General features: G+C 68.9%; 23 protein-coding genes. 7 read left to right on the top strand and 16 right to left on the bottom strand.

What is annotated here, in order from left to right:
• Positions 1 to 17 precede the first annotated feature (17 nt).
• On the bottom strand, positions 18 to 2,591 hold the full coding sequence (gene clpB / locus LKO27_RS00440) for an ATP-dependent chaperone ClpB (protein ID WP_227734942.1): 2,574 nt from the start codon (positions 2,589 to 2,591) through the stop codon (positions 18 to 20).
• Between the two features lie 117 nt (positions 2,592 to 2,708).
• Between clpB and LKO27_RS00435 the strand changes: the two genes are divergently transcribed.
• From LKO27_RS00435 to LKO27_RS00420, 4 genes are all read left to right on the top strand, one after another.
• The gene (locus LKO27_RS00435; RefSeq protein WP_227734941.1) at positions 2,709 to 3,536 is read left to right on the top strand and encodes an aldo/keto reductase; all 828 of its coding nucleotides are present in this window, start codon (positions 2,709 to 2,711) and stop codon (positions 3,534 to 3,536) included.
• A gap of 48 nt (positions 3,537 to 3,584) precedes the next feature.
• A complete protein-coding gene (locus tag LKO27_RS00430; protein WP_227734940.1) occupies positions 3,585 to 3,929 on the top strand; it encodes a rhodanese-like domain-containing protein in 345 nt (114 codons plus the stop codon).
• Positions 3,930 to 3,997: 68 nt separating this feature from the next.
• Positions 3,998 to 4,456, top strand: coding sequence for a DUF2892 domain-containing protein (locus tag LKO27_RS00425; protein ID WP_227734939.1), 459 nt, complete (start codon positions 3,998 to 4,000; stop codon positions 4,454 to 4,456).
• Entirely contained in the window at positions 4,453 to 6,063 is a 1,611-nt protein-coding gene (locus tag LKO27_RS00420; protein ID WP_227734938.1) for an NAD(P)/FAD-dependent oxidoreductase, read from the top strand. The genes LKO27_RS00425 and LKO27_RS00420 overlap by 4 nt, the downstream gene beginning before the upstream one ends.
• A 66-nt stretch (positions 6,064 to 6,129) precedes the next feature.
• Here LKO27_RS00420 and LKO27_RS00415 read toward each other — a convergent pair whose 3' ends face one another.
• Positions 6,130 to 6,639: a hypothetical protein gene (locus tag LKO27_RS00415; RefSeq protein WP_227734937.1), complete on the bottom strand. Its 510-nt coding sequence runs from the start codon at positions 6,637 to 6,639 to the stop codon at positions 6,130 to 6,132.
• A 117-nt stretch (positions 6,640 to 6,756) separates the two neighbouring features.
• Here LKO27_RS00415 and LKO27_RS00410 point away from each other — a divergent pair, with 117 nt between their 5' ends.
• Entirely contained in the window at positions 6,757 to 7,614 is an 858-nt protein-coding gene (locus tag LKO27_RS00410) for an SDR family oxidoreductase (protein ID WP_227734936.1), read from the top strand.
• A gap of 468 nt (positions 7,615 to 8,082) precedes the next feature.
• Here LKO27_RS00410 and LKO27_RS00405 read toward each other — a convergent pair whose 3' ends face one another.
• Entirely contained in the window at positions 8,083 to 8,481 is a 399-nt protein-coding gene (locus LKO27_RS00405; protein WP_227734935.1) for a DUF302 domain-containing protein, read from the bottom strand.
• 59 nt (positions 8,482 to 8,540) lie between these two features.
• On the bottom strand, positions 8,541 to 8,945 hold the full coding sequence (locus tag LKO27_RS00400; RefSeq protein WP_227734934.1) for a hypothetical protein: 405 nt from the start codon (positions 8,943 to 8,945) through the stop codon (positions 8,541 to 8,543).
• A 129-nt stretch (positions 8,946 to 9,074) separates the two neighbouring features.
• Between LKO27_RS00400 and LKO27_RS00395 the strand changes: the two genes are divergently transcribed.
• Positions 9,075 to 9,716, top strand: a complete 642-nt coding sequence (locus tag LKO27_RS00395) for a DinB family protein (RefSeq protein ID WP_227734933.1) — start codon at positions 9,075 to 9,077, stop codon at positions 9,714 to 9,716.
• On the opposite strand, the gene LKO27_RS00390 is transcribed toward LKO27_RS00395, so the two are convergent.
• The 10 genes from LKO27_RS00390 to LKO27_RS00345 form a co-directional block, all read right to left on the bottom strand.
• Positions 9,717 to 10,235 carry a CarD family transcriptional regulator gene (locus LKO27_RS00390; protein WP_227734932.1) on the bottom strand — a complete coding sequence of 173 codons (519 nt, stop codon included), beginning with the start codon at positions 10,233 to 10,235 and terminating at the stop codon, positions 9,717 to 9,719. It lies immediately after the preceding gene.
• A gap of 137 nt (positions 10,236 to 10,372) precedes the next feature.
• Positions 10,373 to 11,206 (bottom strand): isocitrate lyase/phosphoenolpyruvate mutase family protein, encoded by an 834-nt coding sequence (locus tag LKO27_RS00385; RefSeq protein WP_227734931.1) that lies wholly within the window; start codon positions 11,204 to 11,206, stop codon positions 10,373 to 10,375.
• 91 nt (positions 11,207 to 11,297) lie between these two features.
• A complete protein-coding gene (locus tag LKO27_RS00380; RefSeq protein WP_227734930.1) occupies positions 11,298 to 12,773 on the bottom strand; it encodes an amylo-alpha-1,6-glucosidase in 1,476 nt (491 codons plus the stop codon).
• Positions 12,773 to 13,639 (bottom strand): carbohydrate ABC transporter permease, encoded by an 867-nt coding sequence (locus tag LKO27_RS00375; protein WP_227734929.1) that lies wholly within the window; start codon positions 13,637 to 13,639, stop codon positions 12,773 to 12,775. The genes LKO27_RS00380 and LKO27_RS00375 overlap by 1 nt, the downstream gene beginning before the upstream one ends.
• Before the next feature lie 5 nt (positions 13,640 to 13,644).
• Positions 13,645 to 14,586: a carbohydrate ABC transporter permease gene (locus LKO27_RS00370; RefSeq protein WP_227734928.1), complete on the bottom strand. Its 942-nt coding sequence runs from the start codon at positions 14,584 to 14,586 to the stop codon at positions 13,645 to 13,647.
• Complete coding sequence (locus LKO27_RS00365; protein WP_227734927.1) at positions 14,586 to 15,881, bottom strand: ABC transporter substrate-binding protein; 1,296 nt, start codon at positions 15,879 to 15,881, stop codon at positions 14,586 to 14,588. The genes LKO27_RS00370 and LKO27_RS00365 overlap by 1 nt, the downstream gene beginning before the upstream one ends.
• A 34-nt stretch (positions 15,882 to 15,915) precedes the next feature.
• The gene (locus LKO27_RS00360; protein ID WP_227734926.1) at positions 15,916 to 16,806 is read right to left on the bottom strand and encodes a DMT family transporter; all 891 of its coding nucleotides are present in this window, start codon (positions 16,804 to 16,806) and stop codon (positions 15,916 to 15,918) included.
• An 895-nt stretch (positions 16,807 to 17,701) separates the two neighbouring features.
• Positions 17,702 to 19,171 (bottom strand): amino acid permease, encoded by a 1,470-nt coding sequence (locus LKO27_RS00355; RefSeq protein WP_227734925.1) that lies wholly within the window; start codon positions 19,169 to 19,171, stop codon positions 17,702 to 17,704.
• A 22-nt stretch (positions 19,172 to 19,193) separates the two neighbouring features.
• Positions 19,194 to 19,646, bottom strand: coding sequence for a hypothetical protein (locus tag LKO27_RS00350; protein ID WP_227734924.1), 453 nt, complete (start codon positions 19,644 to 19,646; stop codon positions 19,194 to 19,196).
• On the bottom strand, positions 19,646 to 22,630 hold the full coding sequence (locus tag LKO27_RS00345; protein WP_227734923.1) for a glycoside hydrolase family 2 TIM barrel-domain containing protein: 2,985 nt from the start codon (positions 22,628 to 22,630) through the stop codon (positions 19,646 to 19,648). Before LKO27_RS00345 ends, LKO27_RS00350 begins: the two co-directional genes overlap by 1 nt.
• Before the next feature lie 102 nt (positions 22,631 to 22,732).
• On the opposite strand from LKO27_RS00345, the gene LKO27_RS00340 reads away from it, so the two are divergent.
• A complete protein-coding gene (locus tag LKO27_RS00340; RefSeq protein WP_227734922.1) occupies positions 22,733 to 23,749 on the top strand; it encodes a LacI family DNA-binding transcriptional regulator in 1,017 nt (338 codons plus the stop codon).
• Positions 23,750 to 24,771: 1,022 nt separating this feature from the next.
• Here LKO27_RS00340 and LKO27_RS00335 read toward each other — a convergent pair.
• Positions 24,772 to 25,074 carry a DUF86 domain-containing protein gene (locus LKO27_RS00335; protein WP_227734921.1) on the bottom strand — a complete coding sequence of 101 codons (303 nt, stop codon included), beginning with the start codon at positions 25,072 to 25,074 and terminating at the stop codon, positions 24,772 to 24,774.
• A gap of 20 nt (positions 25,075 to 25,094) precedes the next feature.
• Entirely contained in the window at positions 25,095 to 25,568 is a 474-nt protein-coding gene (locus LKO27_RS00330) for a nucleotidyltransferase domain-containing protein (RefSeq protein WP_227734920.1), read from the bottom strand.
• Positions 25,569 to 25,600: the final 32 nt, after the last annotated feature.

Below are 25,600 nucleotides of genomic sequence, written 5' to 3'. Positions count from 1 at the left end.
CCCTTGTCTCTTGGCCCTCAGCTCACGACGATGCCATCGCCCGCGTCGTTGATGTCGAGCGTGAGCGTCTGACCGTCGTGGATCTCACCGGCCAGCAGGCGGCGGGCCATCTGGTCCTCGACGGCGGTCTGCACCAGCCGGCGCAGCGGCCGGGCGCCGTAGACCGGGTCGTAGCCGGTGGTGGCCAGCCACTTCTCGGCGGCCTCGGTGGCCTCAACGACGATCCGGCGGGAAGCCAGCCGCTGGTTGAGCCGGCGCAGCTGGATCTCGACGATGCGCGCCAGGTCCTCCTGCGACAGCGGCTCGAACAGCACGATGTCGTCGAGCCGGTTCAGGAACTCCGGCCGGAACGCCTTCCTGACCACACCCATCACCTGTTCCCGGACGGCCCCCGGGTCGAGGAACGAGTCGGCCAGGTACTGCGAGCCGAGGTTGCTGGTCATGATCAGGATGGTGTTGCGGAAGTCGACGGTGCGGCCCTGGCCGTCGGTCAGGCGGCCGTCGTCGAGCACCTGCAACAGGATGTTGAACAGGTCCGGATGCGCCTTCTCCACCTCGTCTAGCAGCACCACCGAGTAGGGCCGACGGCGCACCGCCTCCGTGAGCTGGCCGCCCTCCTCGTAGCCGACGTAGCCGGGAGGGGCGCCGACGAGCCGGGCGACGGAGTGCTTCTCCGAGTACTCGCTCATGTCGATGCGGACCATGGCGGTCTCGTCGTCGAAGAGGAAGTCGGCCAGCGACTTGGCCAACTCCGTCTTGCCCACGCCGGTGGGGCCGAGGAACAGGAAGGAGCCAGTCGGCCGGTTGGGGTCGGAGATGCCTGCCCGGGAGCGGCGGACGGCGTGGGAGACGGCCTGGACCGCCTCGCGCTGCCCGATGAGGCGGGCACCGATCCGGTCCTCCATCTGCAGGAGCTTCTCGCTCTCGCCCTGCAGCAGCCTGCCCACGGGGATGCCGGTCCAGGCGGCCACCACCTCGGCGATGTCGGTGTCGGCAACCTCCTCGGAGACCATCGACGGCGTCGAGTCGTTGGCCTGGGCCTCCTCCAGTTCCCGCTCGGCAGCGGGGATGTCGCCGTAGAGGATCTGGGAGGCCTTGGTGAGGTCCCCGGCGCGCTGCGCCTTGTCGGCCTCCATGCGCAGCTGGTCGATCTGTTCCTTCAGGTCACCGACCCGGTTGAGCCCCGACTTCTCCGCCTCCCACCGGGCTTCCAGGCCGCGCAGCCGCTCCTGCTCGTCGGCCAGTTCCGCGCGCAGTGCGGCCAGCCGCTCCTTCGACGCCTCGTCCTCCTCCTTCTCCAGGTGGAACACCTGCATGGTCATGCGGTCGACGTCGCGGCGCAGCATGTCGATCTCCTCGGGTGAGGAGTCGATCTCCATGCGCAGGCGCGAGGCAGCCTCGTCGACCAGGTCGATGGCCTTGTCCGGCAACTGGCGGGAGGTGATGTAGCGGTCCGAGAGTGCCGCCGCGGCCACGAGGGCGGCGTCGGTGATGCGGACCTTGTGGTGTGCCTCGTAGCGCTCGCGAAGGCCGCGCAGGATGGCGACGGTGTCCTCCACCGACGGCTCCCCCACGTAGACCTGCTGGAAGCGACGCTCCAGGGCCGGGTCCTTCTCGATCCGCTCGCGGTACTCATCCAGGGTGGTGGCCCCGATCATCCGCAGCTCGCCGCGGGCCAGCATGGGCTTGAGCATGTTGCCCGCGTCCATCGCGCCCTCTCCTGAGGCGCCGGCCCCGACGACGGTGTGGAGTTCGTCGATGAACGTGATGATCTGGCCCTCGGCGTCGCGGATCTCGTGGAGGACGGCCTTGAGGCGTTCCTCGAACTCGCCGCGGTACTTCGCGCCGGCGACCATGGAGGCCAGGTCCAGCGAGACGAGCCGGCGCCCCTTGAGCGAGTCGGGGACGTCGCCCTCGACCAGACGCAGTGCCAGCCCCTCGACGACGGCCGTCTTGCCGACGCCGGGTTCGCCGATCAGTACGGGGTTGTTCTTGGTGCGGCGGGCCAACACCTGGACCACACGCCGGATCTCGGCGTCGCGGCCGATGACCGGGTCCAGCTTGCCGCCGCGGGCGGCCTCGGTGAGGTCCACGGAGTACTTGTCCAGGGCGGACTCGCCACCCTCACTCTCCGCCGACGTCACGCGCTTCCCGCCGCGGGAATCGTTGAATGCCTTGGCCAGCGACGCGGCGTCGGCTCCCGCCTTGGCGAGGATGCGCTTGGCCGCGGAGTCGACGGTGGCGAGGCCGATCAGCAGGTGCTCGGTGGCGACGAACTGGTCCCCCATCTCCTGGGCCTGCGTCTCCGCGGACGCGAGCACCCGAGCGAAGGCACCAGACAGCGCCGGCTGGGTCACGGACGACCCCGTGCTCGACGGCAGCGCGGAGATGGCTGCCTCCGCGGCGTCGTCGACGTTCTTCGGGCTGGCACCCACGGATTCGAGCAGGGCCCCGACTGTGTTGTCGGGCACCATCAGCAGGCCGTGCAGGAGGTGTTCTGGCTCGGCGTTGGGGTTGCCATGGGTGAGGGCCTGCCGCACGGCCGACGTGACGGCGTCGCGGCTCTTGGTGGTCAGCGTCTCGGTGTTCAAGGCGGTTCCTCCGGGTTGGTGTTGAAGTTGAGTCTACTACACTCAACCTCTGCTACGCAGCGCGTATTCCGGTCCAGCAGCCTCCGTCCTGGCCCGGCGTTCAGCAAGGATGGGACCATGACTTCGCACGCACGCACCATCCCTCTCGCAGACGGAACACCCATCCCGGCGATCGGCGTCGGCACGTGGCCGCTCGACGACGGGGAGGTCGAGCGAATGTGCCTCACCGCGTTCGAGATCGGGTATCGCTTGGTGGACACGGCGGAGAACTACGGCAACGAGGCGGGCGTCGGCAAGGCGGTGCGCGAGTCGGGCCTGGACCGCGAGGACCTGTTCGTCACCACCAAGTTCAACCGCCGGTGGCACGCCGAAGCCGAAGCGGGCGTGGAGGCGAACCTTTCCCGACTGGGACTCGACTACGCGGACCTCGTCCTGATCCACTGGCCCAACCCGGACCAGGACCTCTACGTCCGCGCCTGGGAGGGGCTGATCAGGGCCCGCGAGCGCGGTCTGGTGCGGGCCATCGGCACGTCGAACTTCAAGCCCGCCCATCTCCAGCGCCTGATCGACGCCACCGGCGTCGCACCCGAGGTCAACCAGATCCAGTGCAATCCGTTCACCGATCGTCCGGACGAGCGCGATTTCCACGCACAACATGGGATCGTCACCGAGTCTTGGGCACCCCTGGCAGCCGGCAACGGTCTGATCGAGCACCCAGTCGTCGGGCAGGTGGCGGCCGCGCACGACATCACCCCCGGACAGGCGGTGCTCGCCTGGCACCTGCGGCAGGGTCTTGTGCCCATCCCGAAGTCCTCCAACCGGGGGCGGCTGGCCGAGAACTTCGCGGCACTTGATGTCCAGCTCGCCCCCGACGAGATCCGCACCCTGAGCGCGCTCACGAACCCCGGTTACCGGTTGGCCGACTCCGACAGCTTCGGGCACTGATATCTACCTCGTCACAACACATACCCGCCGGGGTATATGATTCGCCGCATGAACTTGAGAAGAATCGTGATCGCGCTGGTGGCTGCCCTGACCGCAGCGCTCGGCCTCGTCGCCTGCGCGGATAGCAGTGACGCACTTGCGGCGATCGCGGACGGCGCGACCGTCGTCGACGTCCGCACTCCCGCGGAGTTTGACAGTGGACATCTGGACGGCGCGCTCAACGTCGACGTCAGCGCACCCCACTTCTCCTCCCGAATCAGCGAACTCCCGAAGGACGCGGTCTACGTCGTCTACTGCCGATCGGGCAATCGCTCCGCCGCCGCCGTAGAGCAGATGGAGGAACTCGGTTTCACCGATGTCATCGACGGTGGGGCGTACTCCTCGCTGAGCTGAGGCGGGTCGGCCGAAACCCTGCAGGCGACTCGGCCCGGTGGTTGACTGGCCGGGAAGGAGGAACAGTCATGAATCCAACCGACCGCGTCCGCCACTCCACCCAGTCCGACGTGAACCGCCGGCTCGACGAGGAACGCCTGCAGCGGGTCACCGACCTTGCCGGGGCCCCATCCGACGTCATCACCCGGCACATCTTGGAACTGGACCGCACCTGGGACGTCGAGCGGGTGCTCGAGGCCAACGCCTCCACGCTCATCCTCATCAGCCTGGCGCTCTCGAAGCTGCACTCGCACAAGTGGTTGTGGCTCGGCGCCGCCGTACCGGCGTTCCTGCTGCAGCACGCGATCCAGGGCTGGTGCCCGCCCATCGAGGTGATCCGCCGCCTGGGGGTGCGGACCCGCAAGGAGATCGACGTCGAACGCACCGCCCTCAAGGCGCTGCGCGGCGACTTCCGGGACCTGCAGGTGGACTCCGACGACGCCGACGCGCTCGCCCGGGCCGCCATCGAGGCCGCCGAGAAGGCATGAGCCCGCGCACCGTCGACGCCGTCGTCATCGGCGCAGGCCACCACGGCCTGGTGGCCGCGGCCCTGCTGGCAGATGCCGGCTGGGACGTGCTGGTGCTGGAGGGACGGGCCAAGCCGGGCGGCGCCGTCGCATCCAGGACCATCGACGGATTCGTCGTCGACGACTTCTCGTCCTGCTACCCGCTGGGGAAGGCCTCGCCCGTGCTGCAGTCGCTCGAACTCGACGAGCACGGGCTCGTGTGGGCCGACCGCCGCCCCGCCGTCGTCCACGTCGCTGACGCCGCTGACGGCGTCGGAACCGTGGTGGAAGCGACGCCGGAGGCCACGGCGACCGCGCTGGAGGCTGACCACGAGGGCGATGGAGAGGCTTGGCTGAAGCTGACCTCGGGGTGGCACAGGGTGAAGGAACCCCTCCTCGACGCGCTGCTTCAGGGCTGGCCACCGGTTGGCGCCGGCGCCAGACTTGCCCGGGTTTTGGGCGCCGCGGGGTTGCTGGACTTCGCGCGGTTCGCGCTGCTGCCGTCCGACCGGATGGGGCAGGAGTGGTTCGGCGGGAGCCGGGGTCCCGACATCCTCGCCGGTAACGCTGCCCATGCCGACGTCTCCCCGCTCGCTCCGGTGAGTGGCCTGTTGGGGTTCCTGATGTCGATGATGGCCCAAGAGGTCGGGTTCCCCGTCCCCCGCGGCGGGGCGGCTTCGCTCGCCGAAGCACTCGCCTCCCGCGCGCGGACTGCCGGCGCGATCCTCGAGTTCGACTCCCCCGTCGCCAGCATCATCGTCTCCGACGGGCGGGCAGGCGGGGTTGCTCTGGCCGACGGAACCGAGGTGCGGGCCCGACGGGCGGTGATCGCAGACGTCTCCGCGCCCGCGCTCTACGAGGAGTTGCTGCCCTCCTACGCCGTGCCCGCCGGCTTGCGGGCACGAATGGACCGGTTCCTCTGGGACCCGCCCACGCTCAAGCTCAATCTGCAGCTGGCCGGCCCCATGCCCTGGCGGGCCGCGCGGGCGCGGGAGGCCGCCGTCGTCCATGCGGGACTGTCCGCACGGGGTTTGGTGGGATGGCACGCCGACATCGCCACTGGCCGCGTGCCGGAGCGGGCGTTCGCGCTCGTCGGGCAGATGACGACGGCGGATCCGACGCGTTCACCGGCGGGCACGGAGTCACTGTGGGCCTACACGCACCTGCCGAAGGTTGCCGACGAGGTGGCCGTCGAAGCCTCAGGAGCCTCGCTGGCGAGCATCGAGGCCATGTTCGACGACCTCGCCCCCGGCTGGCGGGACCTGGAGCAGGGCAGGTGGGTGCAGACGCCGCAGGACCTCGCCGGGGCCAACCCGAGCCTGGTCGACGGGGCCCTTGGCGCGGGCACGTCACAGCTGTTCCAGCAGGGGCCGTGGCGCCCGGTCTCCGGTCTCGGCGGGCCGATCACGCACGTCCAGGGCCTCTACCTCGCGTCGGCCGCCACGCACCCGGGCGGCGGGGTCCATGGGGGCGCCGGGTTCAGTGCGGCGAGGGCCGCGCTGCGCGATTCCCGCTGGTGGTCACGACCGTTCGGCGTGGCGGCCTCGAAGGCGCAGGAACTGCTGCAGCGCCGCGAACCGGACTTCTAGCGCCACGGCGCGGGGACTGCCCGCGCCGGTCACGTCACCTGCCGTGTCCGCCGCGCGCGGAGGGGGTCATTCCGGCGGCGACAGCGTGAACCGCGCGGGCGCCGTCGCGGCGCTGACCTCCACCACGCGCCGTCGCTGGTCCTCGCACCGGTCGATCATGGCCTGGCACTCGGCCTCGCTGAAGCGGTCGTCGACGGCGGTGAGCACGAGCAGCGTCTCCCACATCATCTGCTGCCCGCGCACGGCCGCGACCAGCGCGTCCATCTCGGCCTGGGTCATCAGGCCGTCGTTGCTGCGGGTGGGGTTGAGCGGATTGAGTCGGCCGGCGGCGGCGGCCAGACCGGAGACGACGTTGCGGACGGTGCTGACCTCATAACCGAGCCGTTCGATCAGCTCCTTCACCTTGGTGTGCGAGTCCTCCAGTTCCCCGTGGAGCTGGTTGAACGTGCCCTCCCAAGGCGTGCCGGACCAGGTGTCGGCTGCGGCCTTGAAGGCCTGGACGCCGGCGTCGGCGGCCACCAGGTGCTGGTTCAGGTAGGCGGAGTACTTGTCGTGGTCCAGTGCAACGCTGTTCATGCGGTCCTCCTGGGTTTCGGAAATACCAACCTAATCCGCCCTGGCGTCGACTTGGGCGGAATCCTCGCGTTCCCCCAGACCCCGGCAATGCGTCGGCGGCAGGCGCATGATGGTTCCATGGCCGAACACAACGCACCCCTTGGCATCACCGGATCCACCGGCAACCTGGGCGGGCGGATCGCGCGCCGGCTCGCCGACGTCGGGGCACCGCAGCGCCTGCTCGTCCGGGATCCGGCGCGAGCCCCCGAACTCCCCGGCACGACGGTGCACCGAGCGACCTACTCAGACGGCGAATCCGTCGCCGACGCCCTCGACGGGGTGCGGGTCGCCTTGATGGTGTCCGGCTCGGAGAGCGCCGACAGGGTGACCCAGCACTCCACCTTCATCGACGCCGCCGCCCGTGCCGGTGTGGAGCACCTGGTTTACATCTCGTTCGTCGGCGCGGGGGCGGCCGCCAGCACCTTCACCCTCGTGCGGGACCACCACGCCACCGAGGGGCACATCCGCGGCAGCGGGATGCGGTTCACCTTCCTGCGTGACAACATGTACGCCGACTTCCTCCCCATGCTCGCGGGCGACGACGGCGTCATCCGCGGCCCGGCGGGCAACGGCAGGATCGCGGCGGTGGCCCAGGACGACATCGCCGACGTCGCCGTCGAGGTCCTGCTGCATCCCGAGCGACACACCAACGTCGCCTACTCCCTGACCGGCCCCGAGGCGCTGGGCCTGGAGGAGGTCGCGGCGGTCCTCACCCGCGCCACCGGTCGTCGGTACACCTACCATGACGAGACCATCGAAGAGGCCCACGCCTCACGAGCGGTCTACGGGGCGCCGGACTGGCAGGTGGAAGCCTGGGTGTCCACCTACACCGCAATCGCCGCCGGGGATCTCGAGACGGTGACCGACGACGTCGCCCGGCTCACCGGGCACCCCGCGACGTCGCTTGAGGAACTGATGCGACGACGTCCGAGGTGACGGTCGCGAGGACGGCCCTCGCACCGTCGGCCCGCTTAGCTGTGCGTTGAGTGCTCCATCACCGAGCAGCGAACCCACACCCAGGGTCCGACGTGAGCCGAGCCCGCGCCGTCGCCCCGCTTAGAGTGCGTTGAGTGCTCCATCACCGAGCCGCGAACCCACACCTAGGCTCCGACGTGAGCCGAGCCCGCGCCGTCGGCCCCGCTTAGAGTGCGTTGAGTGCTCCATCACCGAGCAGCGAACGCACACCTAGGCTCCGACGTGAGCCGAGCCGTCGCCGTCGTCCCGCTTAGTGTGCGCTGAGTGCTCCATCACCGAGCAGCGAACGCACACCTAGGCTCCGACGTGAGCCGAGCCCGCGCCGTCGCCCCGGCTTAGCTGTGCGTTCAGTGCTCCATCACCGAGCAGCGAACGCACACCTGGCCGACGACCACGCGGGCGACACGGAGCCTGCGTCAGGAGGCGGCGTCAGGAGGCGGCGGCCGCCAGTCGGTCGAGTGCGGCCTTGAGGGCGGCGCGGACCTCGAAGGCGACGGGCTCCATCTCAGCGTTCTCGCTGAGCGCGACCATCGTCTCCGGGTCGATGGCCTCGACGACGGTGACGCCCGCGCTGTGTCGCACCACCACGTTGCACGGCAGCAGGAGACCCAGCGAAGGCTCAATCTGCAGGCCCTTGTAGGCGAAGCCGGGGTTGCAGGCACCGAGGATGACCTGCTCGTCGATGTCGACGTCGAGCTTGTTCTTCAGCGTCTGCTTCAGGTCGATCTCGGTGAGGATCCCGAAGCCACTCTCGGCCAGGGACTCCTTGGTCATGGCGAGCGCCTCGTCGAAGGGGCGCTCCAGGTCGATGCGGATTGCGTAGTTCATGTTTCCTCCTCGTTCGATCATGCCTTCAATGGCGACCGCTGTGGCCGGGTTCTGTGTTCTCAGCAGGACGCGTGGTCGGTGATGCGCTTGCCCATGGCGAGGCCGTAGCACGCGAGCAGGACGATCAGGGGCAGCAACGTCGGCGCGGCCTGGGACAGCAGGACAGGTGCGCCGACGACGGCCAGCACGGGGATGATGCCGCAGGACCCTCCGGTCGCGTGCTCACGCAGGGGCACTCCAGCAGGCGGGACGTAGGTCGCCAGGGTGATCGCCCCGACGACGGCCGCGAGCCCCAGCAGCGCGACGTCCAGCGCAGCGACGGCGCCGCGCGCCGACATGAGCACGGCGAACAGTGCGACCGCTGCGGCAACAGCAGTGACAGTGTGGCGACGCGACCAGACGGCGCGCCAGTACGCTGGCCCGCTGGCCGGGACGTCGACGTGACCGAGTAACTGCTGTGACATGGGAACCTTTCCAGGTGGCCGATCCTGCGAGGACCACTATACCCCCTAGGGTATCGTGCCTCCGTGATGCCTGGACATCTTCAGACGACTGAGCCGCTGATGTCAGTCGTCGGTGGCAGCATGTCTGACATGACTGCAGAGACGCCCACCTCGCCTCCAGGTTCACCGAGCGGCAGCGAGTCCGACGGCGGACTGAAGGCAGTCCTCTGGCACTACCTCCGGGGCTCCCGACAGGACCTGCGGTGGAAGCTCGAGGGCTTGTCAGAGCGCCAGTTACGGATGCCGATGACGCCCACCGGCACCAACCTGCTGGGGGTGCTCAAGCACGTCTCCTCGGTGGAGGTCGGGTACTTCACCGACTGTTTCGCCCGTCCATCCGGCATCGCCATGCCCTGGTTCGACGACGACGCCGAACCGAACGCGGACATGTACGCCACCGCTGAGGAGTCCGTCGACGACATCCTGGACCTTGCCGACAAATGCGCCGCCGCCTCGGACGCCGCCATCGCGGACCTGTCCCTGGACGACGTCGCCACTGTGCCCTGGTGGGGCCAGCGGCGCGTCACGCTGGGACGGCTGCTGGTGCACATGGTGGCCGAGTACGGGAGACACCTGGGCCAGGTGGACATCGTGCGCGAACTCCTCGACGGGCAGGCGGGGCTCAGTCCGTCCGCACCGAACCTCCCGGCGGAAGCACAGGGCGTCGACGCCACGTGGTGGCAGGAGCACAGGCAGCGGCTCCAGCGGATCGCCGAGGCGGCACCGGAATGATCAAGCTGCCGGGGCGTGGTCCAGCACGGAGCGGTCGCGGGTCAGCGCGAGCTCCTTGATGACCTGCTCCGCGTCGTCCTCGGAGACGCCGACGGCGACCGCGACCTCGGCGACCACGGGGCGCAGGGCGTCGCGCAGGATCTCCTTCTCCGCCATGGACACCCCGCGGGCGTCCTGCCTGCGCAGGATGTCGCGCGCCACCTCGGCCACCAGGCGCAGTTCGCCGGTGAGGAGCTTGGCGCCGTGTGCCTTCACGCGACGGGACCAGGTTTCCTCCTCGGCGTCGGTGTCAGCGCACAGCACGGCCGCCAGCCGGTCCAACTGGGATTCGGAGGCGACCTCACGCAGGCCGATGTAGTCGGCCTTGCTCACCGGGACCGTGATCGTCAGAGGCGGCGCGGCCACCAGCAGCTCCGCGTACTCGACGGACTCGCCGCGGAGGCTGCGTGTGAGGCGCCGGGTGACGGTCGCAGGACCGTGGTGCGGATGGATGACGGTCTGACCGGGAACAAGCTGCATGGGAACCACCTGTGATGAATGCGGCACCGGCTCGACGGCGGAGCGTCGCCCGGGGAGTCCCGCCGGGAACACGGGTGCTTCCAGGCCCTCTATGGAAAGGACCGGCCGACAACCCGCGAGTCAGTACCCCTATTTTATCAGCGCCGGCCGCTATGTCCGTCGGATAAGGTCCCCAGCAGGGCCTCCACGTCGGGCAACTCGCCGAACTTGGAGAACGTCCCTTCCTCCGCGATCTCCCTGGCAGCCGCCAGGAAGCCGCCCCAGGCTGTGCGCGCCAGCGTCCCTCCCACGCTGATGCGTCGTACGCCCAGCTCGGCCGCCTCGGCGACGGTGATCCAGGGCCCGTTGATCAGCAGGTTCACCGGTCGGGGCGCGACGGCCGAGACGACCGCGGCGACATGCTCAATGGACGAGATCCTGGGCGCGTAGAGGCAGTCGGCGCCGGCCTCGGCATACGCCGAAAGCCTGCGCGTGGTCTCACCGATGTCCGGGCGCCCGCACACGAAGCCCTCAGACCTGGCCGTGAGCAGGACGCCGGTGCCGCTGTCGTCGATCGCCTGCCGCGCGGCCCGCACGCGCTCGACAGCCAGTTCGAACTCGAACAGCGGGTCCGCCGCGTCGCCGGATGCGTCCTCGATGGACAGGCCCGCTATCCCCGTCGCCACTGCAAGCGTCACATTCGCCGCGACGCCCTCCGGGTCGACGGCGTAGCCGCCCTGGAAGTCGGCGTTGACGGGCACTTCAACCGCCGCGGCTACGACGCGGAGGTGCTCCAGCGCCTGCTCCACCTGCACCTCGTTGTCTGTCCGTCCCAGCGTCCACGCGAATCCGGCACTTGTCGTCGCCAACGCCGGGAACCCCATGGATTCGAGCACCCGCGCGCTGCCCACGTCCCACGGATTCGGCATCACGAAGCACCCGGAGGCGTGCAGTCGATGGAACTCAGCAGTCCTGGCGTCGACGCGGTTCATGGCCAACCTCCGTTGCTTGGCGAAGGGACCAATCTACCTCTCCGGTCCCGCATCGGCCGGGGTCTCGACACGCTGACTCGTCCCTCGCCGGCTACTCGACCAGCGCACCCCGGGCGCGGACCGCCATGTCGACGACCAGCGCCGCAGACCAGCCGAACGCCGTCGTCGCGCGTGGTGGCTTGGTGGCGTCGAAGGGGTTGAAGTACTCGTGGGGTCCGCCGGCGGCGAGGACCAGTTCCAGCGTCGCACGCTCCAGCGCGTCGGCCTCAGCCACTTTTCCCTGCCTGCGCAGCCCATGAGCGACCAGCCAAATCGTGTTCACCCAGACGGGGCCGCGCCACATCCTGGTCGGGGAGAAGTCGGGGTCGGAGGTGGCCACCGTCGGCAGCGGATGGGGGGTGCCGAAGCGCGTCGGGTCCTGCGTCGCGGCCAGCAGCGCCTCGACGACGTCGCCCGGCAGCCCGCCGACCAGCAACGGCATCAGGCCGACCACGGCGTCGGTGGCCAGTTCCTGCCCGGCCTCACCGACGCTGGCGAACTGTCCCCGCTCCGGGTGCCAGTGCTCCAGCAGCAGACCCAGCGTGCGCTCGGCGCGTGCGGTGCAGCGTTCGGCGTCGGCGTCGCGGCCACGCTCCCGCAGCCAGTCGGCCAGGAGCTGGTCCTGGCTGATCAGGTAGGCGGCCAGGTCCGGCGAGCGGACGATGGCGTCGTGGTCGAAGATCGGGGAGTCATCGAGGCCGGATGAATAGGGGTGCAGGTAGGCCGGAAGCCCGGTGTTGCCGGGGTCCGACGCCGCGTACCACCACTCCTGGGAGGCGAGGATCGGGTCGAGGAACTCGTCGACCAGATCCGGCGCCACGAGCGAGACCGCGAGCGCCGTCAGCGGGGGCTTGGTCAGGGGAATCCGGGAGTGCGCCAGCGTCGGCGACGCCATCGCGCGCAGGTTCTCCAGGTCACCGGGCGGGAGGTCGTCGCTGGAGGCCAGCACGCCGGCCTCGTGCACGACGTCGGGCAACTGCCCGTCGGGCTGCTGCCGCGAGACGGCGATCCGCAACTGCTCGACGGCGAGTTCGCGGTCGCCGTGGCGCAACCCGATGGCGATGAAGTAGCTGTCCCACTGCCAGTGGCCGACGTAGCCGATCTTCGACGGCACCACTGCGCGTCCCTGGGCGGCGCCGCCCAGGCTCAGAGTGTTGCAGCCGAGCACCCACCAGCAAAGGTCCACCAGTGACTGCCACCGTGGAGCCACCTGCGGCGTGCGGGCGAGCCACTCCGCAGGCGTCGGGATGTGCTGCCGAGGGTCGCCCTGCCCACCCGCGAGCACGACGTCGCCGCGACACGCCTGGTCACCGGAGATGACGAGCGTGGTGCCGTCGGCGAACTCGATGCCATCAGGCGTCACGCGCTCCACCTCCCCCGCGATTCCGCGAATCACGACGCTGTCGCGGAGCGCCCGCTCGTAGGCGGCCTCGTACAGTGTCAGCGTGTCGCCGTCGCGCAGGACGAACAGGCGGGAGCCGGGGACCGTGTAGGGGATGGTGACCAGGTCGATGGCGAACCCGGCCATCAGCGCCCGCCGAGCCCGGAGGTGGCCAGCGAGTTGATGATCTGGCGCTGCCCGATGATGAACGCGATCAGCATGGGGACGGTGGAGACCGCCGTCGCGGCCATGATCAAGGCGTAGTTGAAGCCACCGTGCTGGCCCTGGAACTGGCTCAGCAGCAGCGGGACCGTGAACAGTTCGGTGCTGTTGAGCAGGATCAGCGGCATCAGGAACGCGTTCCAGGCGTCGAGCGCGGCGATGATGGCCAGCGCGCCGAGCCCCGGCCGGATGGTCGGCAGGATGATGCGCCAGTAGATGCCCCAGCGGGAGGCACCGTCCATCAGCGCGGCCTCCTCGAGTTCGACGGGGACGCTCAGGATGAACTGTCGCGCCAGGAAGACGCCGAACGGGTTCACCATGATGGCGGGCACGATCAGCGCCAGGTGGGAATCCACCCAGCCGATCTGGGCCATGATGAAGTAGAACGGCACGAGCGTGACTTGCTTGGGCACCATCTGCATCGCGAGGAACACCCCGAACAGCGCCTTGGACCCCCGGAACGGGATCCGCGCGAACGCGTAGGCCGCCATGGTGCTGGTGATGAGCGTGCCGAACACGCTGAGCACTGTGATGTAGATGGAGTTCGCGTACGCGCGGCCGAAGGGCAGCGCGTTCCAGGCCTCGGCGAAGTTCGAGAACACCCAGGGGTCGGGGAAGATGCTCAGCGGATCCTGCAGCAGCTGCGGCAGGCCCTTGAAGCTGGTGAGCAGCATCCAGAGGAACGGCGCGACCATCAGGAAGGCGGCGGCGAAGACGACGACGTGCTTGAGGCTGGCGCCGAGGATCCGGCGCGCGGGAGGCTTCTTGGTCTCCACGGGAATGGCGGTCATCGTCATCACCCTTCGTAGTGGACGAACTTCTTCTGCAGGCCGAACTGGACGGCGGTGATCGCCAGCGTGAGCACGAGAAGAATGATGGAGGCGGCGCTGGACAGGCCCAGTTGCAGCTTGGCGATGCCGAGGTCGTAGATGTGGTAGACGATCGTGCGCGTGCCGTTGTCCGGGCCGGCGTTGGCCACCAGGACGAACACGAGGTCGAAGGTCTGCAGCGAAGAGATGAACGCGATCACCGACTGGAAGAAGATGATCGGGCTCAGCAGGGGCAGCGTCAGCTTGAAGAAGCGGGCGATCGGGCCCGCGCCGTCGATGGCGGCGGCCTCCATGACCGACGGCGAGATGTTCTGCAGCCCGGCCATGAAGATGACGACGTTGAGGCCCAGCGAGGACCAGATGGTCACCGCACAGACCGCGAGCAGGGCCAGGACGGGATCTCCCAGCCAGTCGATCGGCGGGATGCCGAACAGGGTGGTCAGCCCACCCGAGAGGACGCCGTCGGCGCGCAGCAGCTGCTGCCAGATCAGGGCCACCGCCACGGAACTGGTCACCACAGGCGCGAAGAACATCACCATGTAGATGGCGCGGCCCTTGATCTTGTTGAGCACCGACGCCACCAGGATGGCCAGGAACAGGCCGACGGGCACCGTCACCGCAGCGATCACCAAGGTGTTGCCGATCGCCCGGCCGAGCAGGGGGCTGCTCAGTTGGTTGGCGAAGTTGTCGAAGCCGACGAACTCCGGCATCCCGAAACCGCTCCACTCGGTGAAGGCGAGGACGAACGCGAACCCGAACGGGATGAGGGTGAACAGGAGCAGGCCCAGCGTCTGGGGGGCGACGAAGAACACGCCCCAGAGCTTGTCGCGCTCCCGCCATCCCCGCCGACGGCGGCCGGGAGCCGAGGCCCCGGCGCCGTCGACGGCGGATGTGGTCGTGGCAGACATCAGGCCGTCTGTTCCTCGACGAGGGCGGCCACGGCGTCGAGCGTCTCCTGGGCGGTGGACTTGCCCTCGTACAGCGGCTGCATGTACTCCACGGAGATGGTGTTGGACAGGTCCGGCACGGCCGCCTCGGTTGGGAAGTTGGAGTAGCCGAGGTCGCGCATGTCGAGCATGGTCTGGGCGTGGGCCGGGTAACCGGCGTCCAGCACGATGTCGTCGGCGCCCTTGACGGACGGGACGGCGTTGCCGGCGTCCTCCAGGCGAAGCCGCTGGCCCTCGGCGTCGAGGAACGACGAGAAGAACTTGAGCGCGGCCTCCGGGTCGGCAGCGTTCTTGTTGATGGCCAGGTAGGAGGCGGCGACGCCGGTGGGCCGGGCCTTGCCGTCGGGGCTGGGCCAGCGCACGACGTCGTAGAGGGTCTCGTCGACGCCGGCGCCGCGGATGGCGCCGATGGTGTAGCGACCGGCCGCGAGGAAGCCGAGCTTGTGGGTGACGAGCATGGACTCGGACCCGGCGCCGGTGGGCAGGAGGTCGGCGAGCTTGAACTCACCGGCCTGGAAGCGGGCTGCGAACTCCTCCATGGCGGCGACGCTGTTGGAGTCGGTGTGCGCGACGTACTTGCCGTCGGCGTCGTAGACCTGCCCGTCCTGGGAGGTCATCCAGCTGGCGTGGGTGGCCCAGTAGTTCCAGAAGACCGCACCGGTGAGTCCGGCGGCTGCGAGCTTGGTGGACATGTCGAGGAAGGCCTCGGTGGTCCACTCGTCGTTCTCGGCGAGCTCGGCCGGGTCGTCGGTGATGCCGGCGGCGGCGAGCGCCTCCTTGTCGTACCAGAGGGTGTCGGGGTTGACGTCGTTGGGCAGGGCGTAGACCTCGCCCTCCCAGCGGGCGATGTCGAGGATGTTCTCGGCGAAGTCGTCCTGGCTGAGGTCGGTGTCAGCCAGACCCTCGCCGATCGGCAGCAGGACGTCGTTGCGGATGATGGAGGCGATCCGGTCGTCGCCGACGTAGAACACGTCGGGGGCGGTGTTGCTCGTGAGCTGGGTCTGCAGCTTGGAGTGGTAGTCGCCGTAGGAGGGGACGGGCTGGAACTTCAGCTCGATGTCGGGGTTGTTGGTCTTGAACGCCTCCTGGAAGCGGTCGAAGCCCTTGAGTTCGTCGGGCGAGCCCCAGGTGGACCAGGTGACAGCACCCTTCTCCCCCGAGCTGCCGCTGTTGCCGCTGCAGGCCACGAGTACGGCGCTGGCGGCGACCCCGCCGGTGGCGAAGAGCAGCTTCCTGCGGCTGATGTTGACTGACATGTTTCTCCTTCTTGCGTCCATCGACTGTGATGAATTACTGGACGTGGATTGGTTCCGGGTTCGGCCCGGCTGTTGTGAGGGGTGCGTCTGGTGCGGGATCCGCGCGGACACCGATGACGGTTCCCGCGAGGATCATGAGGCCGCCGATCAGGAGCCGGAGGGTGACCGACTCCCCTCCGAAAACGACGGCGAACAAGGTGGCGAAAACAGGCTCAAGGGTCATGAGCAGCGCGACCCTGGTGGGGGCGAGGTACTGCTGAGACCAGGTCTGCAGCCCCATGGTCAGCACGCCTGCCACCAAGGCGGTGTAGGCGATTGCGCCCAAGACCGACGGCGCGGCTGGGACGGTGTAGCCGCCGGGCAGGCCAGCGATGCCGACGACGAGGGCGATACCGACCATCTGGACCGCGGTGAGCGCCAGGACATCGACGCGCCGCGCGGCCCTGTCGAGGGCGACGATGTGCACCGCGTACAGCGCGGCCCCGAGGAGAGTCAGCGCCTCCCCCGGCCCGCCGATGCTGGTTCCGGTGATGCTGAGCACACCGAGTCCGACGACGGCGACGAGCACCGCGACCCAGGTGCGGACGCTGGGACGCCGTCGGAATACGGCCCACACGACCAGCGGGGTGATTACGACGTAGGTGCCGGTGATAAAGCCGGACATGGAAGCCGAGGTGAGCCGGAGTCCATAGGTCTGGGCGAGCTGACCCAGACCGTAGACCGCGCCCACACCTAGCGCGAAGGCCCAGTGCTTGGGCGACAGCCTGGCGATCCGGCGCCAGAGGACGGCGCAGATCACGACCGCGGCGAGGGTGAACCGGACCGCGAGGAAGTCGGCGGGATCCATGGCGTCGACCGCGTCCTTGATGACGAAGAACGTCGATCCCCAGATTACGGTGACTGCGAGCAGAGCAGCCGTCGCCATGCGTTGCATTGTCACCCCCTGGGACCTCCGGAATGAAACCGGTTTCATTGGTAGGGAAAGAGTGTAACTTTCTCGTCCCTCCCGATGCAAATGCCGACCCCTCGGTTGCAGTGAGTTGGCCTCCGTGGGTGCGCGAGGTCCCACGCCCGCGCCGACCTTCGCGTGGTGGGTGAGCCCCCTTGGCGCCCGCCCCGAGCCAGGCCTTGCGCCGTCGCGATTCCCCGGCCCTACTTCCGATTGACCAGCGTTGTTGCTCGTCACCAGCCGTACAGCGCTGGTGACGACGAATAACGCTGGTGAACGCGCGTAAGCGCTGGTCAACCGCAGCGAGCGCTGGTAAACCGACGCCGTCGTCGCGGCGGCGAGCGGCGTAGAGCGGCGCGGCGGCGAGCGGCGGCGTGAGGTGAGACCCACCGTCGCCGGCGATTGACCAGCGTTGTTTCTCACCACCAGCCGTACAGCGCTGGTAAACACCAACAACGCTGGTGAACCAACTCAAGCGCTGGTAAACCCGCGGAAGCGCTGGTAAACCGAGGCCATCAGCGCGGCGGCGAGCGGCGGCGTGAGGTGAGACCCACCGTCGCCGGCGATTGACCAGCGTTGTTTCTCACCACCAGCCGTACAGCGCTGGTAAACACCAACAACGCTGGTGAACCAACAAGAGGGCTGGTAAACCCGCGGAAGCGCTGGTAAACCGACGGTGCGGAGGCGACGGCGTCGGCGACGGCGACGGCGACGGCGACGGCGACGGCGACGGCGACGACGACGACGGCGACGGCGACGACGGCGACGGCGATGACGGCGTGACGGCGGAGGCGGAGGCGGAGTGGAAAACCGACGCCCTCCCGCGGGGGGCGGGAGGGCGTCGGCTGGGAGCGTTGAACGAGAGCCGCGACTACGCGTCGGTGGCCATGTCCAGCGCGTTGGGGCGAAGTTCGGCCTCGGCGGCGGCGGGGTCGGTCCGGCGCAGTTTGGCGATGTAGGTCTGGTAGCGCCAGAAGGCAAGACCCAGGAACACGACCACACCACCGATGTTGTAGAGCAGCGTCAGCCACAGCGGCTGGCCCGTGGGGGTGGTGCCGGCGATGAACACGAACGAGAAAACCAGCAGCAGGAAGCCGGCGATGATGAGGCCCAGGTTGCGGCTGCCCATGCGGAACTCGCGGCTGACGTTGTCGAAGCGGTGCCGCAGGACGAAGTAGGCCAGGAGGATCAGCAGGGGTGGCAGCAGCGCCGTCGCGGCCGTCATGTTGATGACGATGCCGAGCAGGTCGTTGATGTTGCCGGAACCGAGGGCGGGGATCACGAGGATCGGCACGACGATTGCGAACTGCACCCACGCCGCGCGCCAGGGAATGCCCTCGGAGTTGAGCTCGACGAGCTTGCTGCCGAAAATGCCCTCGGGGATCTCGGAGAAGAAGATCTTCACGGGGGTTGAGGTCCACATGAGCAGCGAACCAAGGGTCGCGGCCAGCAGGATGACGCCGACGACGCGGTTCACCAGGAGCGCGGAGATGCCGAAGTACTCACCGACAGCGCCCATCGCCACGAAGATGCCGTTGGAGTAGTCCAGCCCGCCCTGCGGGACGAACACCGTCATCAGCAGCGAGGCGACGGCGTACAGCAGGCCGATCAGGATGCCGGCGAAGACGATCGTGCGGATGAAGGTCTTGGCACCGCCGCGGAGGTCGTTGAGGAACACGCCGACGGACTCGGCCCCGCCCACGCCCTGGATGATCCACGCCAATGTGCCGAAGAAGGCCCACATGGTCACGAACGAGCTGAAGTCGGGGCTCATGGTCTCGGCGGTGATGGGGGTCGCGGGCTCGACGCCGCCGAAGAGGGCGGCCACCGACAGCAGGATGAACGCACCGGTCAGGACCAGCACCAGGGTGGCGCCCAGGTTGGTGACCGAGCTGATCCACTTGGCGCCCTTGGTGGACACGTAGGTGGCCACGGCGAAGATGATGATGCTCAGCAGCGTGATCCACAGCTGGCTCAGCTGCTTCTCCTCGCCGTAGAACAGGTACGACGCGTACACCAGGATCAGCGGCAGCAGCGAGGCGAAGTAGAACAGGTTGACGAACCAGTAGCAGAACGCCGCGAGGAAGGCCCAGCGCCCGCCCATCGAGGTCTTGACCCACTGGTAGACGCCCGACTCGGAGTTCTTGTTCATCGCGACGAACTCGGCGATCACAAGGGTGAACGGGATGAAGTAGAGGATTGTGGCGAAGAAGAAGGCTGGCGCCGAGGCCAGGCCGATGGCCACGTTGTTGTTGACGACGTTGCGGATGTTGAACACCGCGACCACCGTCATCGTCAGGAGGGCGAACCAGCCGATCCGCCCACGGTTCGTTGAAGTCATTGTGCTGCTCTCTTGAGGTGGGTCACTTGTTGTGGAAGGTGGCGCCCTCGACGGTCACGTGCAGCACGACCGCCTCCGACGCCGGGTTGGGCAGGAAGCGGGCTGCCTCGTCGATGTCGACGACGAGGACTCCCCCGCTGGGGACGGTGGTCACGACGCCCGCACCGTCGAACGGTTGCCGGTCCGTGAGGTCGTCGTAGGGGCCGGCCTCGGTGAGGTCGGTCTTGGCAGCGATCTCCACTGCGACGTCGCCGCCGGTGGCCGCGACCACCTGGTGATAACGACGGCGACCGACCAGCTGGTCGGTGGCGAAGGCGGCTGCGACGTCGCGGCGGTAGGTGAGGGAGTCGCCGATGGAGTAGGCGACGCCGGCTTCAAGGGTGGGGGCGACGTCGAGGGCCTCGACGGTGCGGTCCCACTTCTTGGTGCCGGCCGTGAGCTCGGCGAACAGTTCCCGGGACTCGAAGAGCCTCATCAGTTGTCATCTCCTGGTTCGGTGCGGCCCGACGTGGGGGCGAGGGTGAGCTGGAAGGAGAAGGGCTCGAGCCGGACGCGGTAGGAGTCGAGCACCTCGCTGCCCCAGGAGTTGGAGCCGAGTCCCAGGACCTTGTGATTGAGGTTCAGCGTGACGTTGTCCCGCGCGACGAGGTCGGTGCGGTGCTTGGCCGCGTCGATGTCGTCGCTGGTGCACGGCCAGGCGGAGAAGTTGAACGTCTCGGCGCCCGCGGGTGCGGCCACGCGGATTCCGGCGCCCGCGCCGTCGGAGATCTCCAGCCAGCGGACGTCGCCGCGGTTGCCGTAGTCCTGCGGGACGACGTAGGGGGTCACCATGTTCTCGACGGTGCTCTGCCAGAGCCCGACGGTGTTGGCCGCCGCCGAGTCCGGGTAGTTCTCGCCCGGGCCGCGGCCGTACCACTCCACCGAGCGCATCGCGCCGGGCACCTCCAGGCTCAGGCCGATCCTCGGGATGATGTCGGAGTAGGGCCCGTACGGTGCGCCGTCGACGGCGACCTCGAGGCCGCCGTCCGCCCGGGCCCGCCACACGAGCGTGGCGCGGACGCCGAAGTCGAGCGTAGGGGGCGCGAGCCGGACGGCAACGGTGACCTCGACGGCGTCGCCGTCGGTGCGCCACTCGACGCTGCGGGTGGAGTGCTGCATGCGTTCGATGAAGCGGGGGAACCAGAGGTCGTCGGCCTCCTGCTGGTGGTTGTCCACCAGCGGCTTCCAGAACCCGAGTCGCGGGGCGGCGGCCAGGCGGTCGACGCCGTCGACGCGCCAGGTGGTGAGGTCGCCGTCGACGAGGTCGAAGACGACCTCCGCGCGCTCGGAGGCCAGGCGGAGAGTGGTCTGGTCCGCCTCGGCCGTCAGTTCTCCTGGCGTCGGCACGGGCTGCGCCGCGGGTCGGGAAGCCACCTGGAACTGGTAGATCCCGAGCTGGCGGCCGGCCTCGGCCCAGTCGTGAGATGCGTTGGAGGTGACGACGGCGGTCAGCAGCGTCTCGCCGGCCTCGGCCTGCGGGACGTCGACGCGCTGCTGCCAGCTCCCGCGGGGCGGCACCGCGCCGGGCGCGAGCGTGGAGGTCTCGGCGACCACGCCGTCGTGCAGCACCCGGAGGGTGACCTCGACGTCGGAGAGGTCGGTGAACCAGCGGCGGTTGGTGACGGTGAGGGTGCCGTCGGCGTACTCGACGAGCACGGGGCTGATGACCTGCGCGTACTCGACAAGACCCGGGCTGGGTTCCTGCCAGGGGAAAACCATGCCGTCGATGCAGAAGTTGGAGTTGTTCGGGTAGTCGCCGAAGTCGCCGCCGTAGGCGTGGAACTCGCGGCCGTCGGCGGTGCGCTGGGCGATCCCGTGGTCGATCCACTCCCAGATGAAGTGCCCCTGGATGGAGTCCCAGCGGTTGAAGACCGCCTGGTACTCGCTGAGGCCGCCGGGGCCGTTGCCCATGGAGTGGCCGTACTCGCAGATGATGCGCGGCTTGGGGTGCGGGTGCTCGCCGAAGTCGTTCATCTGCTGCACGCGCGAGTACATCGTGGAGATGACGTCGACGTACTCGGCGTTGCGGTCCTCCTCGTAGTGGACCGGGCGGGTGGGGTCGAGCTCCTTGGCACGCGCGTACATGGCGGGGATGTTGCAGCCGTAGCCGGACTCGTTGCCGAGGCTCCACATCATGACCGACGCGTGGTTGCGCTGCGCCAGGACGTGCCGCTCGATCCGGTCCACGTAGGTGGGCTCCCAGGTGGGGTCGTCGGTGATGCGCGAGAGGTCCCCGACGTTGGCGAAGCCGTGGGTCTCGAGGTCGGTCTCGGCGATCACCATGAGCCCGATCTCGTCGCACAGTTCGTAGAAGCGCGGGTCGTTGGGGTAGTGGGCGGTGCGCACGGCGTTGATGTTGTGGCGCTTCATGAGCTCGAGGTCGCGGCGGACGCGGTCCATGCCGACGGCGCGGCCCTTGTAGGGGTCGTGGTCGTGGCGGTTGACCCCGTGCATCTTGAAGTAGGTGCCGTTGAGCAGGAGTTTGCCGTCCTCCGTCGTGATCTCGGACAGGCCGAGGCGGTGCGGGACGTACTCGCTCACGCCGTCGGCGCCGGAGACGGTGAGCAGCATGTCGTAGAGGAACGGCTCCTCGGGGTTCCAGAAGCGGGCGCCGTCGACGGTGAGGGTGGCGGTCCCGCCGGGGGCGACGTCGGTCTCGGCCACGACCGTGCCGTCGCGGCTGATCGACCAGTGGATCCCGGTGGCGCCGGCCGCCTCGGCGGTGAGCGTGACCTCGGCGACGTCGTCGGCCACCTTGTGGGTGCGGACGAAGAAGTCGGTGAGGTGGGCGGCGGGGCGGGTGACGAGGTAGACGTCGCGGAAGATGCCGGAGGCCCACCACATGTCCTGGTCCTCGACGTAGGTGCCGTCGGAGAACTGGAGGACCTTCACGGAGAACAGGTTCTCGCCGTCGACGACAGCGTCGGTGACGTCGAACTCAGCCGACAGGCGCGACCCCTTGGTCATGCCGACGAACTGGCCGTTGAGGTGGATCTCGGCGTAGCTCTCGACGCCGTCGAGGCGCAGGATGGTCCGCTCCCCCGCCGCCGGGCGGCTCAGGGCAACGACGCGCTGGTAGGCACCCGTGGGGTTGTCCGCGGGCACCATCGGCTGCTCGATGGGGAACGGGAGGCCCTCGTCGGTGTACTGAAGTTTTCCGTAACCGTCCAGCTGCCACAGGTGGGGGATGGTGACCTCGTCCCAGCCCTCGGCCGGCTCGCTGGTGAAGGCGGCCGGGACGCGGCGGGGGTTGTCGAACAGTCGGAAGTTCCAGGTGCCGGAGAGGTCCACGAAGCCGCGGGCGCGTCGTCGATCCAGGGAGGCGGCAGCGTCGGCGTCGGCGTAGCCGAAGAAGTAGGCACGGGCCGCCAAGCGGTTGCGTCCCGTCAGCTGCTGGTTCTCCCAGTCGTTTGGCGACATGCTTCTCCTTGATGAATGAAACCGGTTTCATTTACCCTAACATGAAGTCACCGGGCATCAGGAAACGGGGTGGACTAGTGTCCACCGCAACAGGAGGAGCCAGTGGCGAGAGCCAAGCGGACGAAGTCGACGATCGGGGACGTGGCCCGGGTGGCCGGGGTGTCCCGGGCGACGGCGTCGCGCGCCCTGAACGACTCCCCCGCCGTGACGGAGGCCACCAAGAAGCGAGTCCGGGAGGCGATGCTGGCCACCGGATTCGTGCCGAACGCGCAGGGCCGGGCACTGGCCACGGGCCTCGCCAACGCCATCGCGGTGCTCGTGACCGAGCCCCTCGACGAGCTGTTCGTCGACCCCACCTACAGCACCATACTGAAGGGCATCACCGACGGCCTGGCCAGCACCCCCTTCCTGCCGATGCTGCTGCAGGCCCACTCCGACGACGAACGCGCCCGTGCGCTACAGCACTTCGACAGGCGATCCTTCGACGCCGTGATCAGCCTGTCCCCCTACGTCGGCGGCGACGTCCTGGAGGCCCTCTCGCGGGGCGACCTCCCCGTTGTCCTGTGCGGCCAACTGGAGGGAATGCCCTACGAGGGCGTGTTCTCCACCGTCTACGCCGACGACGTCGAGGGCTCCCGGATCGCCGCCGAACGGATGCTGGCGCAGGGCCGGACCCGGGTCGGGGCAATTCTGGGTCCCTTCGACAACCCCGCCTCCGTCGACCGTCACCGCGGCTACCACTCCGTCCTGGGCGAGCGGCTGCAGGACGACGCCGTCGTCTACACCGGCTGGGACTCCAACTCCGGGTTCGAGGCCGCACGCGAATTGCTGGAGACCGTCCCCGAGATCGACGGCATCCTCGCCGGCTCCGACCGCATCGCCGTCGGTGCCCTGACCGCCCTGCGCCTGGCTGGGCGCCGGGTGCCCGAGGACGTGTCGGTCATCGGCTTCGACAACCACCCTTTCGCCGCCACCAGCACCCCTCCCCTGACCACCATCGAGCAGCCCCTCCACGACGAGGGCCGGGTGGCCGCGGAGATGGCACTGGGCATGATCGACGGCGCCGACCCCCGCACCGAGGTGCTGCACATGAGCCTGGTGGAGCGCGAGTCCTGCTGACCCGCAGGGGCCCCACTCCCCGCCGCGCCGTCGCGCCGCGCCGTCGCTGGGTGTGCGATCCGTGCTCCAGCACCGAGCACAAAACGCACACCTAGTCCGACGACGACGCCCCTCTTCGCTTAGATGCGCGATCCGTGCTCCGTCACCGACCAGCAAACGCACAGCCAGACCGACGGCGCCCCTCCCCGGCCGCGACGCCGCGCCGCGCCGTCGCTGGGTGTGCGATCCGTGCTCCAGCACCGAGCACAAAACGCACAGTTAAACCGACGACGGCGCCCTGCTTCGCTTAGGTGCACGATCCGCGCTCCGCCACCGACCAGCAAACGCACAGCCAGACCGACGGCGCCCCTCCCCGGCCGCGACGCCGCGCCGCGCCGTCGCTGGGTGTGCGATCCGTGCTCCAGCACCGAGCACAAAACGCACACCTAGTCCTACGACGACGCCCAGCTTCGCTCAGGTGTGCGATCCGCGCTCCGTCACCGACCAGCAAACGCACAGCCAGGCCGACGGCGCCCCTCCCCGCGCCCCGCCGCGCCGGGGCGTCGCTGGGTGTGCGATCCGTGCTCCGCCACCGACCAGCAAACGCACAGCCACGCCGACGGCGCCCCTCCCCGCGCCCCGCCGCGCCGGGGCGTCGCTGGGTGTGCGATCCGTGCTCCGCCACCGACCAGCAACGCACAGCCAGGCCGACGGCGCCCTGGTCGCTTAGGTGTGCGATCCGCGCTCCGCCACCGAGCACAGAACGCACAGGTAAGCCGACGACGGCGCCCTGGTCGCTTAGGTGTGCGATCCGCGCTCCGCCACCGAGCACCAAACGCACAGCCAGGCCGACGGGGGCGCCCCCCCCGCTTCGCTTAGTTGCGCGATCCGCGCACCACCCACCGAGCACCAAACGCACAGCTGAGCCGTCGGTCGAGATGGCGACCGCGAGGAGAAGGAGCACTGCGTTGAACAGGAGCGCCAGCGACAGTCTCGAAAGGCGTCAGGAACACGCCCGCGCCGGCCGCCCCGCTGATGGGCAATCAGCCGATGTCGCTCAGCCGACGCCCGAGACTCTCCCGTACTGCGGGCAGTTCCTGGGTGACCGTAACCCTGAGCACGTCAGCAGCCACGAGGTGATAGCCATGGGCGATCCTGTTCCTCAGCCCCCGCATCGCCGGCCAATCCTCGCCGAATAGATCCTCCAGCAGGACGCTTGGCAACCCATTCAGCGCATCGATCATGGATGCAAGTCGCAGAGCTATCGCGTCAACCACCACATCCTGACCAAGATCCATGGTCGCGTAGCGGTCGATGAAGTCCAGATGCAGGAGGGCGTCCTTCAACAGTTCAGGTTCTGTCCTGCTCACAGGGGCACGGCCTCATCGAGGATCCGTTCCCGTAGATCGGGGCGGATTGCGTCGTCCAGGACCAGGTCGACTGGCATACCGACGGTCCTCGAAGCGTCACGTTCGAGGCGCGCCAAGGCAAGGAGGCCAACGGGGCGCCGCGGCGTCGCCAGCAGGTCCACATCCGACCCGTCCCTGTCGGTGCCGGTGGCCACGGACCCGAACACCCGCACGTTGTCCAACCCGGCGTCGGACAGCAGCTTCACGAGTTCGCGGCGCCGAGCTCTGAGCTGCCTCGCGCGGGGGCCTGCCCCATGAAAGTGGAGGAGTCTGCTGATCTCGGCCTGACTGCGGCCGCTGTGAGCGCCGATCTCGCGCTGTGACATGCCTGCCGCGTGCGCGCGCCTGACGGCGGACACCAATCGTGCCCGCGCGTCGCGGGCGGCATCATCCGCGGCCCGTGTCTCCCGCTCCAGCTCCTGTGCGTCCACGAAGCCATGATAGCAACTGCGATCACCGCGGC

The sequence above is a fragment of the Tessaracoccus sp. OS52 genome (genome assembly GCF_020687685.1).
Classification (GTDB): Bacteria; Actinomycetota; Actinomycetes; order Propionibacteriales; family Propionibacteriaceae; genus Arachnia.
Note: the sequence above shows the minus strand (reverse complement) of the source record. Positions and strands in the feature narration are given on the sequence as shown.